The following is a 13,947-nucleotide window of genomic DNA, read 5'->3' as shown; positions in this document are numbered from 1 at the left end:
ATGAAAAAGCATATTTTTCTTTTCTTGCTGTCTTTCTGGGTATCGATAGCGGCAAAAGCACAATTTAAGATAACTGGCAAAATACTGGACGCGAAACATCAGGCTATTGGTGATGCTATTGTAAGGGCTGGAACTGTAGCAGCATCAACAGACCGGAATGGAAAGTTTGAACTTGTTTTGCCAAATAAACACGGGCATATAGCTGTATCGCACATTAATTATCGTCCAAAGAATGTCTTGTATACATTTCCAGATTCACTGATCGTCACTCTTGAACGAAATGAACTTGCCCTAGAAGAAGTGGTTGTTTATAGTGACGGCTACCAGTCGCTTCCCAAGGAGCGGGCCACAGGTAGTTTCGAAATGATAGCTAACAAGGTCCTCAATCAGCGCTCTTCCTTAAATATCATAGATAAATTGGAATCGACAGTGCCGGGCCTTCAATTTGATCGACGTAAATCCGCTACTGTTATGAATGTTAGAGGGCTTGGGTCTTTTTCTGACGCATTGCTTAAGCCCTTAATCATATTGGACAATTTTCCATATGAAGGAGAGCTAAGTAATATAAACCCCAATGATATTGAATCTGTAACAGTTTTAAAAGATGCTGCGGCAAGCTCAATATGGGGGGCGAGGGCTGGCAATGGAGTGATTGTCCTAAAATCAAAGCGCAATGCTGAAAGGTCTAAGGGGAAATGGGACGCTGGAGTTAGTTTTATGGTCACGAAAAAAGCTGATCTCGATTATTTGCAGCTAATGTCCTCGGCGGACTTTATAGCAGTAGAACAGCAATTATATGAAAAAGGATTTTATAAATCGGCTTTAAGCAATAGTAGTGCGTCATATTTGTTTTCGCCGGTGGTCAAGCTGCTTCGAGATATAGATGTGGGTAAGATATCAAAGCCGGAAGCTGATAGACAGTTGGAAAGATATCGAAATATAAATTATAAAGATGATATGGAGCATTACTTCTTTCGGAATGCCGTGTTACAACAGTATAACGCAAGCTACGGCACGCATTCCGATTTGCTTACTTCGCGTTTTAGTGTGGGCTACGATAGAAATCTTGCGAATGCAGTTACAGATAAAAATAACCGCTTTACATTAAAATCCGATTTGATATATCAGCTAGGAAAAAATCTGGAACTGAGTACTGCATTTCAATATGTCAATACAACCGCTAACCAGTCGCCTTCGGCATTCAGCTTCCCCATAAACCCGGGCGGTAATAGACAAGCTCTGTATCCTTATGCCCAATTGGTCGATGAAAACCAAAACGCAGCAGCTATTGCATACGCTTATGACCCAGATTACTTGATTGGTATTTCAGATCCTTTGCTTGACTGGACAATGAAACCGTACAAAGATATCTTTGATTCGCGAACGGATGATAAGATGGACTATTTTAATGGCGGACTCAACCTGATGTATTCATTTTCAAAGAATTTTAAGTTTACTGGACAATATAATATTGAAAAGCAGATACAGCAACAGCAAACTTTATTTACAGAAGATGCTTACTTTACTCGAAATCTGATTAATCAATTTACAACATCAACTAACGGCCTGCTTACTTATGGCATACCTAAAGGAGCAATAAATACCTTATCCGGTAATCGAATGTTGAGCCATCGTGGTCGTGCTCAGTTAAATTATGAAGTGAACAATAATTTACACCTTTTGACAGTACTTGCGGGAGCCGAATATTCGAAAAGAACAAGTGAGAGCTCGTCAAGCCGAGTATACGGTTATGATGTCAACTTGAAAACTAGCCAGCCCGTGGATTATGTGACGCTATTTCAGACCTATAGAGGATTGGCAGGTAAACAAAGTATACCTTATCTCATGTCAGATCAAATGCGTGAAAATAGATTTGTATCTTTTTTTGCTAATGTAGGCTATACTTTTTTTAATAAGTATACCGTCAGCGCTTCTGCTAGAAGAGATGCATCTAACCTGTTTGGCGTAAAAACAAACGACCGATGGAATCCATTGTGGTCGGTCGGAACAGCCTGGTATCTGAGCAAGGAAAAATGGATGCAGCAAATTCCGGAGATCAACCATTTAAAGCTGAGATGGACCATAGGCCATAGTGGAAATATTGGCGGGATAACCGGAAGTGAACCGATCATCACATATACGAAAGCTCCTTCAGGGGCTCAGACCACTTTGCCAAGAGCATTAATAAGTGCCTTGCCAAATCCTTCGCTAAAATGGGAAGATATCCGTATGATAAATTATGGACTTGATTTTGGATTGTTCAATAATAAAATATCAGGTTCTATAGAGTATTTTAACAAATTGTCATCTGACTTATTGGCGACCGATCTGATAGACCCGACGTCTGGGTTTTCAAGCATGACGAAAAATGTCGGTAAGCTGCTAAATAGAGGATTTGACTTCAAATTGTCCGGACGTATTGGTCATGGTAGATTTTCTTGGATCCCGACGTTATTTTTGTCAAGCAGCAAGAATAAAGTACTTGAATTCTATGGAAATTTAAGTACAGGTACAACCTATACAACAAATGCAGGAACATCGATGCGCCCATTGAAAGATAAAAGTCTTTACCCTGTATTTTCTTACGTTTTCGCTGGGTTAGATCCTCTGAATGGCGACCCTCAAGGGATTTACAAAGGACAGGTTTCAAAAGATTATCGCAATATGTTGCGTGATTCTATTCAAAACCTAAGCTATCATGGTACAGCCTTACCTCCTTATTATGGCGCTTTCCGGAATGAATTCAATTGGAAAAATATGTCGGTCTCATTTAATATTAGCTACAAATTTGGTCATTACTTCCAAAAAGAGACTATTCGTTATGCCTCGCTTTATAACAGCTGGATATCACATAAAGATTACGAAAAGAGGTGGGTAAAACCTGGAGATGAACTGACCACGACTGTACCTTCAATGAATTATCCTGCTGATACAAATCGGGATACCTTCTATGCAAATTCGGAAGCCAATATAGAAAAAGGTGATATTGTTAAACTGCAAGATGTTCAGTTTAGCTACGCTCCAGATTGTTCTCGATTTCTTTCGTCGAAGAAATTAAATGTGCGTTTATTTTTTAATGCCAATAATGTCTGTGTATTATGGAGAGCAACGAAATCTGGACTAGACGCTGATTTTCTGGGAATACCAAATGCAAGGAATTTCACTATTGGTCTGAATGTGTCGTATTAAACTAAATTTCAGCTAGTTATTATTAACAAAATCATAATCTTATGAAATGTAAAAAATTTAACATTTTAATTTTTGTGTCTATAATGGGTTTGTTTGCAGTCACGTCCTGTGAAAAATATCTGGATGTAAAACCTGATTCCACAATTTCGACTCCGCAGACATTAAAAGATCTCAGGGCTATGCTTGACAATGAAAGCCGGATCAATCAGACTTATCCGGGGCTGCTCGAAGTGGGGACGGATGATTATTATTTGAATTTTGATCAAATTACCTCCCAATATCAGCTTTACCAAGACTTTTACTTCTGGAAGAGGGAATTAATCAATTCGGGTACATCGAGCTGGCAAGCCAGTTTTGGGACTATATTGGTCGCCAATGTCGTATTGGAAAGCTTGGAGAAAATAGCATCTTCTGATATTAGCTTGAAAACGGAGCTAAGCGGAGAAGCTCACTTTGTCCGTGGCTTATGTTACTACTATCTCGCTTTGGTTTACTGTCAAACGTATAAATATGGAAAGGAAAATAATCAATTGGGATTGCCTATACGATTAGGATCCGACTCCAATGTAAAGGTGCAAAGGTCATCTTTGGAAAAAACATTTGAGTTTATCATAGCGGAACTAAAATTAGCCAGAGAATTATTACCCGAACAAGTTGCGGTCAAAACACGGCCAAGTAAAGCCGCGGCATGTGCGGCCTTAGCAAAGGTCTATCTTTATATGCAGGATTATCAAAATGCTGAAAAGATGGCGTTAGAGGTGTATGATAAAAGCAATGTTCTGCTTGATTTCAATAAGTTGGATATACAATCCAATAGACCGTTTCCAGCCTTGCATGATGAAATGATATACCTTGCTTATTCCGTGGAAAATGCCGAACTGCTCAATGAAGATGACCTTAATATATCCTCGGAATTATACAATTTATATGATGAGGTCGACCTTAGAAAGAAAGTGTATTTTAAGGATAAAGGCGACGGGGCAAAGGGATTTAAGGGGAATTATGCTAGCAATTTTTCTTCTTACTTTGCAGGGATGGCGATGGATGAAATCTATCTTATATTGGCTGAATGCCATACCAGAAGGGGAAGGAGGTCGGAGGGACTAATATTTTTAAAGGAATTGCTTACCAAAAGATATCAAAACGGCGAGTATCAGTTACCCGATTTTACTACTGATACCCAAGCACGAAAATATATTTTACAGGAGAGAAGGAAAGAGCTGATTTTTAGAGGTGTCCGTTGGTCAGATTTAAAAAGATTGAATCTGGATAAGGAATTTGAAACAAGACTTAGCCGCGAAGTCGATGATGGTACTCATGTACAGACAATTTATCTGGAACCTAACGATAGCCGTTACGTTTATCCAATTCCTGAAAGCGTAATTGTTTTGGGGGGTATTGAACAAAATACGAGATAGAAACAAGGGAGAGACCGCCGGTTTCTCCCTTGTTTCCTTCAGCTGTTAGTGTTTTCTAAAAGCAGTAACAGTCTCATTTTCTTGAGGTGTTTCTGACGGATCTAATGTCTCAAGGGCATCCTCAATACGTTGCTGTACTGTTTCACTTCCAAAAGCAATATAATTCATGTCTGGTTGTGATGAATTAGATGGATTAGCTGGAGCCTGCAATTCGCAAACAGTTTGGTAGGGCAAGCTACTACAACTTTTTCCAGCTGGTAAACTGGTAGAATATTTACTCGGGTCAGTCGGGTTATCACTCGAAGTGCCTGTAAAATACCAGGTCTGATTGGCGCGCACAATCTTGGTATCTTTTGCCGCCTTTACTTCTTTCTGATTTTTAACCTCTTTTTCACTTTTAATACTTTGCGCATTCGCACTTAACGAAATTCCTAATGTCATCACACCAATGCTCATGGTGCCGATGATTCTTTTTACTAATGTTTTCATTTCTAATGTTTTTAAGTTTATTATTGTTGCTTATCCTTATTATCCTCCTGGATCGGCCTTGGAGTTGTTCTCTATTGACCGGCCGGTACTACCTGAGTCCAATCGATCTGTTATCTTATACCAAAGTTAGCCCAGTAATCTGCCCTGGATGTATGAATTTTAGGTAGATCGATGTATGATTTTATTCATTTCTAGCCATGCAGTATTTATCAGAAGGTCTCTACGACATAGTAATCGTGGATTGCACCTTGTGAGGGCTCGGCGCGTGCCCTTAGACTATTGGTATAAATTGCAGCGAGTTTTAATCAAAAATCGCTAACTTTATTTAACCAACAATAAATAAGTTGATTATGATAAGGTCTGTCTTTATAGCACTTGTTATTTTTGTCCTTCATACAGAACTTCGTGCACAGGAAAAATTCGATCCTGTAGCGTGGAAGGCTCCATATAATCTCAGTCTCGATGGCTGGGGAATAGAACGGTTTCCAATACCCATAGATTTTGCGCCTAAGATTCCTTACAAGGGTGTAGAAGATGTTCGCTTTACGACTGGATGGAGCAAGCCCGGGAGCGATGAGTATTGGTCTTATGCTTTCTTGTGGTATATAGAAGGGCAGCAGGTGCCCAATTCAAAAACAATTGAAGCTAATCTGTCCATGTATTTTGACGGCCTCGTGAACCGTAACATAGGAAAGCGTGCCCTTCCAAAGGAGCTGATCAAGAAAACTAAGACTAAATTCAAAAAATTAGCCGAGCCAGAGGGAGAAGATGAATCTACCTTTACCGGTACCATTCAAATGGTGGACTATATGGGCAAACAGCCCATAACTTTACACTCAACAGTACATGTGAGAAAGTGTCCCGGTACAGATCACACCATTATTTTCCATCAGTTTTCGCCACAGGAGAGATCTGCCCCGGTATGGTCAAAGTTGGATGGATTGTGGCATACTTTTCATTGTTCGGAATAATTTCCATAGGCTTTTCAGTTCGGCTATTTCCAGTCTATGGAAATATCTTTAAAATCTACAAAATAAGGCTCTCCTGCCGAATGCGAATAACCGAATTTAAATAATTTGATCATTTTCCAGCAGGGAGTATTCCTTCGAACGTATAGGTGCATTTTATGGGTACATCCGTATTCAGTTGATTGGCAGTTAGATAATTTTCATTGGTTTAAAAAGACTATTATCAATCGTAACTTATATTAATAGCTTTCTGATTTCTTGTAATTTTTTAAACTGATGTGACTCAATAGTATCGTTACGCCTTTGAAATTTGCCATTAATTATTAACTTTGCATTTAATTGTAAAAAATTTAGCCTAGAAAACGTTAACCTAGTCTGTTGTATTCAGAGCAAGATTCTTAACAGGTTTCTAATTCCACGTTTATATAAATTATTTAAGTTGATAAGGAATTATATCGACCAATTTTTAAGTAAAAAAATGAAAGAAACAAACATTAAAGCCAAAGACAGTTCCAAGCAAATGTATGAAGCTCCAAAAATTGAAGTAAGGAAGATAGAATTAGAATATGGCATCGCTAGTGGATCTAACGCACCCCAACAACAATGGAAAGATACACAGACAGCGACCGAAGAGGTTGAAAACTATTATTGGTAATCTTGAATCAGCCTATCTATTTTAAAAGTATTAAAAATGAAAATTACTCTAAATAATTTCGTGGCACTTTTTTTTGCCCTAACAGTATTAATGTCATCTTGTCAAAAAGATAAACAGGAGAATAGCGTGAGCTCAGAGAAGGGAACAGTAACGCTAAAAATCGGGGGGGCAAGCTTTGCTGACTTTCAGTCAAGCGGAACAACAAAGGCCTCGTCAAATAAAAAAGCTGTAAATACAGCTTCGGATGTGCAAACACAAGAAATTTCCTTTAACGATGAATTCAACGTAATAGCAACATTGAAGCCGGTAAGCAAAAACTTACGATCAATAGCTAAAGCGTCGACACGTGCAGAATCTGTATCGAATGGAATTCTTACGGAACCATTGGAAAGAGGCGTAATTTATACTGTATCTGTTTACGAAAAAGATAATAAGGACAAAAAGGTTGCATCAAAAAATTTTACTCATTATGGTAATGAGGTTGTCGAATTTGATCTTGCCCCAGGTGAATACACTGTTGTTGTCTTTGGTATTAACTCTATGCGATATAGTCCTCAAACCAAGTACCGAACAAACTATCTGCACCGGAAAGAAAATATCACAGTCGTTCCGGGAAAAAATACAAATCTAAATCTAACTTTAACAAACATGTTTGCTGAAATAACTGTTTCGTTAAACACTGGAACTGTAGGCATGATTGAAAGCATTGATAAAGGGACTCTAGATCCAATTTATACTGCTAATTTTGGTGTGAATCTAGATGAATTTGAGGGAACAGTTACATACGGTAAATATCTTGGCAGTAACGAGTTCTCATTCCCTGCACAACCTGTCAGTGCTCTTTGGAAAAGTGGTCCGATACCTATGCAGGTAAAATCTACTGATAAGGGAGAAGTAATTTTGCACGGAGTTAAGATTAATGGAATTAAAGGCAATATCCATTTATCAAATTTAATGTTTGAAGAGGGCGTTAAATATGAATTAGAGCTTTCCTTAGGAAAAAAAACAGAAAAGACCTTTAAAATAGGTAATCTTGAATTTGCTATGGGAAATCTCTACTATGAGGAAGGAAATAATTCATATTATTTTCAATCACATGGCGATGGTAGTTATTTCTTTCCGAGTTTTGTTAAACCTAAAAAGTTTGGGGTATCGAATAACGAAGGGAATAGCAAAATAAATGGAAGTACAGGAGACCCTTGTAAATTAGTCAAGCCATTAAATACATGGAGACTACCCACCGAAACTGAGATAAAAACATTGTTAACACAATTGAACATCACGCCAAAAAATAATCCGATAGAATCTCCTTTCGACCCTCAAGTCTATAATACAGAAAATGCTACTATATATTCTACGGAAAAAGGTGTTGCGTTTGGAACAAAGATAAATTTAGGGAATGATCCATCAGACTATTTATTTTTATATTATAGTGGTTTTTATGATTTTTCTGACACAAAGTCTACTTCTAAACGTGGATTTTATCTCATATCCTCTACTACAGCAGGCTATACTCAGCTACAATTACATGAAAATGCTATGGCAATTCCTCCATATGCTTCAATAGGTGCAGCCATTTCTGTACGTTGTGTCAAAAACTAGCAATATGCCAGCAAAATTTATTATTTAGATATAACGTCCCTGACACTTTGTTTGAACTCTATGAGAGGTTTAGCAAGTGTCAGGGATAATTTTTCCTGTAGGGACGATATTGTTTGTCGGTTCTTATAATCACAGTATACAAGTGTAACTGGTGGGCTTATGCGATAAGAAAAATTCAATCCTGTAACCTGGAACCACCCTATAATCTTAATCTTGAAGGATATCTTTAAAGTCTACAAATAAGACTCCCCGCCATATGAGGATAACTGTATTTAAATAAGTTGATCATTTTCACAGCCGGAAGTATTCCTCAAAAATATAGGTGCATATTATGGGAACATCTGTATTCAGTTGAATGGCGGATAACACTACTGTTATCCGCCTTTTTTGTGATAATGTCTGGCATTTCCAATAAAACCGGAGGAATAGGATTGATTTGTAAAAATGCAATATTATTGCTTTTGTGATTACATTTGCGATCATATTGCATTTAAGAAAACTATACCAAATGATCAAACCAATAAAAATTATCCTGGCATTTATGCTCGTAGCAGGGCTGTTTGTTTCTTGCAAAAAAGATGAGCAGGCGCCCGAGCTTGTGCCGCCGAAACCCGAAAATGTAGAAATTGGCTATGCTAATATTAAGCAGGTGATCAGAGGACGGTTTTCCATTTTAATGCGGATCTTCTTGCCGGAGATAAAATCATCTCCGAATACACTGCCCCTAAAATGGTTAAGCACTATTTGGTGGCATTATATTCGGAGAGTGACTCTTCTGCTGTAGTTGCGCTTATTTGCGCACGGCCATTCGAATATCTACAGCGTACAGCTAACTTTTTTGGTACCCCTTCCTTTTCCAACGACTATCGTTTTGCCATCCACTTTCTGTGTGACATTGACAGTATTGTTCCCGGTTTCATTCCAGATGACTTTATTGAATTTAAGCCCATTTTTTAATTTCATCTGAACTAATTTTCCTTGACTCGTCTTACTGGCGAGAATTTGTACTTCACCGGTTTTGGAGATTAAAATGGATAATGAAGGATTTGATTCCGAACCAAAAATATCCCAGACTTCAGGGACTGCCCAGGTGCCATGCTCTGAACCATCCACAAACTGAATGTTGCGCACTGTACCCAGAGAAGGATTTGTTTGAAACTGAATCTGATCCTCCTTCTTGTTGCCAAAAATAAATTGGCCATTTACTTCCATATTGAAGGCATTATCTAAATTTGTAATGTCAAATACAAAACCATAATTAGACTGTGGTGCATTAAATGACTTATTCAAATATTGATTGTTTTCAATAAAAGTGCCATTCTCAAGCTCAATGCCGATCTTTTTCTTCCCATTAATAATCTTCTCTGTTCGCTCGTATTTCCAATTCATCGCTTCCGAAGTCACATCTTGCGTACAAGTCTTGAATGTTAGTTTCAGGTTGTATTTGTGACCCGGTGTGACTTTGATATTCTTGATAATGAGATCTTTCTTCGTTTCGCCATCAATGGTTACACTACCGATGTTAACAGTACCTGTAGATGTACCCTCGTGGATGAGGATCGTAGGCTCACTTTCAACAGTGCGCAAACCATTTCCTAAAGATGGAAAGATAATTACCGCTCCATCAGGATGAATTCCATTATAATTGATCTGGTCATCTCCTTCTTTTAGCCTAACGTCTGCACTGCCATGTGTAGGTTTTAAAATCGAGGATCCAATATTTGTAATAGACCCCGTGACGCTCTTATCCATATCTAGTGTAGTAGTGATCTGGCTGAATAAATGTTTCATCACTACACCAAGTTTATTTTCTCCGGCCTTAACCGTTAGCGTTTTTGTGTAATACATTAAATCTGCATTCACAGCTTTTAAGATCGCATCATCAATGTTGCCCGAATTGTTGATCTTAGGAAGATCAGTTTTACTGTTTACTGAATATGCGATAAATGTATAGGTTTTGTTGGCCTGCAAGGGTATTCCCGCAGTAGTGGATTCATTTCCGTACGCATAGTCTTTTTCCGTAACAAAAGTGCCGCCTTCATCATATACAACCAGCTTGTATTTGATATCTTTACCTAGTTCATTTTCTTCCGTCTTGGATGTCGCCTTAGTTCCTGTGGATGCTTTTAGGTTGCTTTGTGCATCGGTGGCTGTACTTTCTTCCGAAAAATTCACCTCTACCAATTGTTTGTTTTCTAGGGCAATCACATAGGTTTCGGCTGCCTGATTCCTGTTGGTAGATCCAGAATTTTTTGCACTTGATCTATTCGCGATATTGTTATCGTCCTCGCTTTTAGCGACCTGAACTGAGCCCACTTTTAGTATCGCATCTCCCGTGTTGCTGACCTGGGTAGTTTCTTTACTACATGCCGTAATCAAGAAAATAGCGCAGATAAGTATTGAAATTTTTGTTATGGAAAGAAATATTGTTTTTTTCATCTTTTTGGTTTTAATCTTTATTAAAAATTACCAGTCAATCGTTCTACTGTCATCTTGATCCAGTGACCAAGAGTCCTTGACATGACCATTGCTGTCTTCGGGGTGCGCTGTTGCCGATCCTGCAGCGATGCCTTGTTCGAGTGCTATCGTTATCAGCTCTATTTTTGGGCTTTCATAGCGATTCTTCAATTTTTTTGTTTTCATAGTTCTATTTTGTTTCTTATTTAATTCCTGTATATTTTCTCGAAATAACCCATAAGCCCTTGACGAAAATTAGATCAGTATAATTTTTATAGTCGATATGGAGTTTTATTTTGTAAATAATTTGACGCAATATTATGTATATTAATCTTTCTTGCGTTTAAATTTCTTTGGAAGATGTTTTTTTGTAGAATGTAAGCTACAGATTTTTGTGCGGGAAATAATTTTATGTATAATGTAAAGGGAGATGGTTGTTGTAATAGATCTTGGAAATAGAGTTTATATTGCAGATTGGGATGGCAAGCAGAAAATAGATTTCCTTTTAACATAAAAGAATAGTAATTTGAGCCTTCTTAGCGGAAGAAAATCAATTTAACCTTTGTAAGTGCAATAATCAATGGAATTAATAGTAGCTTAATGCTAAGTTAACCTTGTTTAGGTTAATTTTGAGAGCTGAAAGTTTACGATATTGAAGTAAAATAAGCTTACTGATTTGCTAAATCGAAATGCGCATCATCGACACGCTCCGACACATGCGCTGGAAATTGACAACCTGGAAAAGTGTGTGGTAAGCATGCTGCCCAAACAGCAACAACAAGTCTAGCTGCTGAGCCGGGAAGTGGGATCATATGGCAAATAATCCGAATCTGATTCAAAACTCTGGTTATTAACTGTTTCTTTAGGGAAATAATAGATTATAAATGAAAAAAATACTGCTGTCTTTGCTTCTCTGTTATGCCGCTGTTGCTGGAGCGCAAATCGAACGTGTGAATGTATTCTTAGGATCTTCTGGCGACCACGGTCAGCTTTCACCAGCGGCGGCGTCTCCTTTTCACCAACTGAGTATCGTGCCTTATACCAATCCTACAACGCATACAGGATACGAGTATCTGGCCAAGGAAATTAAAGGTTTTACCCACAACCGCCTGGAAGGAGTGGGCTGTATGGGGAGCGGAGGACTGATCCTGATTAGGCCCTTTTTAGAAAATGACACCAAGCTTTTGAATAAAGTTGATGAGCAGGCAAGTCCGGGTTATTATGCGGTGAATACAGCCGAAGGCATTCAGGTCGAAGTGGCTGTGGACGATGACTTCGGTAAGGAGCAATTTAACTTTCCAGTCGGAAAGAAAGGGTTTTTTATCGATCTCGGGCATGCTTTCAATGGGGCTTTTGTTGATAATGAATTCACAGAGACAAGTAACCTCCTTTTGGGTAAAGTGCGTGCCAAAACTACCTGTCATGTTGGTATCTATACCATTTATTATGCACTGGAAATTCCTAAAGCCAGTAGATGGCGAAAAGAAGGAAATAAGATCTGGGTAGACCTGAAAGAGGAGACTAAGATAGCGGACATTAATATCGCTTTTTCTGCTGTGAGCCAAAATGACGCAAAAAAGAAAGTGACTGAATATGCTAAGTTAGATTTTGAGACCGTAAAGAAAAGGGCTGCTGATCGCTGGAAAAGTTCCCTTTCAGTGCTGCAAGTAAAGGGCGATTCGGATAAAGTAAATCTGTTCTATTCCTTGCTATATCGCAGCTTGCAATCACCCTATGTTATCAGCAATGAGCAAGGCGATTTTCGGGGAACAGACGGAAAAATACATCATTCCAAAGAAACACGTTATCACGGTTGGGCCATCTGGGACAATTATAAAACACAATTGCCGCTTCTGGAATTGCTAGATCCCAAAATGTACCAAGGTGTCGTCTCCTCTATTGCAGACTTGTACCGCTATGGCAAATTTGATTTTGCGGGACCATATGAACCGGCTAATTCAGTCCGGACGGAGCATGCTGCTGTCGTCCTGCTGGATGCGGTCAGAAAAGGATATCAGGTCGATCTTCGAGGCATCAAAGACTCCTTGGTACGTGATACCACGCGCTTTGATTTTAAGAAACCGGATAAATACCTTGAAGCATGTTATGATCTATGGGCAATGGCCAAACTTTTTCCAAAGGACAGCAAAATCTACCTGGAGCGGGCAAGATCATATCAGACAATTTGGAATAAAGATTTTAAAGATCTGACCAAAAGGGATGTCGATCGTATGTCAGCGCGTGATATGTATCAGGGTACAATAAGACAATATCGTTGGAATGTGCCCTTCGATGTCGCAGGATTAAAGCAGCTCGCTGGTGGCGAAGAAGAGTTTGTAAAGCAGCTGGATGAATTTTATGATGGGTATTATTTCAATAGAGCGAATGAGCCGGATATGCAATCGCTGACCTTGTATAATGCAAGTAAGACACCTTGGCGTTATCAGGAATGGGTACATCGTATAGCGTTGGATACCACCATACAATATTATTTCAACGACAATAGCCGCGGCATCGGAGCACATATCGATCGTATCTATAAAAATGAACCAAAAGCGTTTATACGGACGATGGACGATGATGCCGGTGCGATGTCAAGCTGGTGGGTGCTTTCCGCCATCGGACTGCAGCAACCCTTGATAGGTGAGCCTATTTTCTATATCAATGTGCCGTTTTTTAATGAGATCATACTAGACAATAATGGGCATCCGTTAACCATCGAGGTCCCCAATGCAAGTGATAAAAAACGTTATATCAAATCAATTAAATTGGACGGGAAGGATTTAGGAAGGTTATGGATAACACATGATGAACTCAGAAAAGGTGGGACACTCCGTATTGAATCTACGGAAAAACCTACAGATTATGGCATTGCTAATAACTGGATAAGTAGTATCGACGAATAGTTGCTCTCAATGTTCTTTACTGTTTTTACTGATGCTTTTATGTATTCAAGCATTTTAAAGTTTATAAATAATGTTGAAGCCATTTCCGCAAGGGAATGGTTTTTCTAATTTATAAAGTTTACCCAGCTTCGCTCGCTGTCGGCCAATTTGGTAAGAAATGTACCCTATCTGTACCGTTAGGTACAAAGTATTTTCCATCAGTTTTCGCCGCAGGATAGATCTGCCTCAGTATGGTCAAAGTTAGACGGACTCTGGGATACTTT

At 38.7% G+C, this 13,947-nt stretch carries 10 protein-coding genes; 7 read left to right on the top strand and 3 right to left on the bottom strand.

The genetic code is table 11. The annotated features are described in order from the left end of the window. Together DCO56_RS18595 and DCO56_RS18590 are read left to right on the top strand one after the other, a co-directional pair. Window positions 1–3,189 carry a SusC/RagA family TonB-linked outer membrane protein gene (locus DCO56_RS18595; RefSeq protein ID WP_181390611.1) on the top strand — a complete coding sequence of 1,063 codons (3,189 nt, stop codon included), beginning with the start codon at window positions 1–3 and terminating at the stop codon, window positions 3,187–3,189. Window positions 3,190–3,230: 41 nt separating this feature from the next. After that, window positions 3,231–4,607: a RagB/SusD family nutrient uptake outer membrane protein gene (locus DCO56_RS18590; RefSeq protein WP_108635263.1), complete on the top strand. Its 1,377-nt coding sequence runs from the start codon at window positions 3,231–3,233 to the stop codon at window positions 4,605–4,607. A 45-nt stretch (window positions 4,608–4,652) separates the two neighbouring features. Here DCO56_RS18590 and DCO56_RS18585 read toward each other — a convergent pair whose 3' ends face one another. Then, window positions 4,653–5,096: a hypothetical protein gene (locus DCO56_RS18585; RefSeq protein ID WP_108635262.1), complete on the bottom strand. Its 444-nt coding sequence runs from the start codon at window positions 5,094–5,096 to the stop codon at window positions 4,653–4,655. A 350-nt stretch (window positions 5,097–5,446) separates the two neighbouring features. Between DCO56_RS18585 and DCO56_RS18580 the strand changes: the two genes are divergently transcribed. The 4 genes from DCO56_RS18580 to DCO56_RS18560 all read left to right on the top strand — a co-directional run bounded on the left by DCO56_RS18580 (window position 5,447) and on the right by DCO56_RS18560 (window position 9,105). Beyond that, window positions 5,447–6,067, top strand: coding sequence for a hypothetical protein (locus tag DCO56_RS18580; RefSeq protein WP_108635261.1), 621 nt, complete (start codon window positions 5,447–5,449; stop codon window positions 6,065–6,067). A gap of 475 nt (window positions 6,068–6,542) precedes the next feature. Beyond that, window positions 6,543–6,719: a hypothetical protein gene (locus DCO56_RS29345; protein ID WP_181390609.1), complete on the top strand. Its 177-nt coding sequence runs from the start codon at window positions 6,543–6,545 to the stop codon at window positions 6,717–6,719. A 36-nt stretch (window positions 6,720–6,755) separates the two neighbouring features. Further along, on the top strand, window positions 6,756–8,321 hold the full coding sequence (locus tag DCO56_RS18570; protein ID WP_146191083.1) for a hypothetical protein: 1,566 nt from the start codon (window positions 6,756–6,758) through the stop codon (window positions 8,319–8,321). A 508-nt stretch (window positions 8,322–8,829) separates the two neighbouring features. Continuing rightward, complete coding sequence (locus DCO56_RS18560) at window positions 8,830–9,105, top strand: hypothetical protein (RefSeq protein ID WP_108635257.1); 276 nt, start codon at window positions 8,830–8,832, stop codon at window positions 9,103–9,105. Between the two features lie 32 nt (window positions 9,106–9,137). On the opposite strand, the gene DCO56_RS18555 is transcribed toward DCO56_RS18560, so the two are convergent. After that, window positions 9,138–10,760, bottom strand: coding sequence for a hypothetical protein (locus tag DCO56_RS18555; protein WP_108635256.1), 1,623 nt, complete (start codon window positions 10,758–10,760; stop codon window positions 9,138–9,140). A gap of 27 nt (window positions 10,761–10,787) precedes the next feature. Then, window positions 10,788–10,964, bottom strand: a complete 177-nt coding sequence (locus DCO56_RS29340) for a hypothetical protein (RefSeq protein ID WP_181390606.1) — start codon at window positions 10,962–10,964, stop codon at window positions 10,788–10,790. A 698-nt stretch (window positions 10,965–11,662) separates the two neighbouring features. On the opposite strand from DCO56_RS29340, the gene DCO56_RS18550 reads away from it, so the two are divergent. Next, window positions 11,663–13,684, top strand: coding sequence for a glycoside hydrolase domain-containing protein (locus tag DCO56_RS18550; RefSeq protein ID WP_108635255.1), 2,022 nt, complete (start codon window positions 11,663–11,665; stop codon window positions 13,682–13,684). Window positions 13,685–13,947: the final 263 nt, after the last annotated feature.

Origin of the sequence: Sphingobacterium athyrii, from assembly GCF_003071065.1 — a bacterium.
Classification (GTDB): Bacteria; Bacteroidota; Bacteroidia; order Sphingobacteriales; family Sphingobacteriaceae; genus Sphingobacterium; species Sphingobacterium athyrii.
Note: the sequence above shows the minus strand (reverse complement) of the source record. Positions and strands in the feature narration are given on the sequence as shown.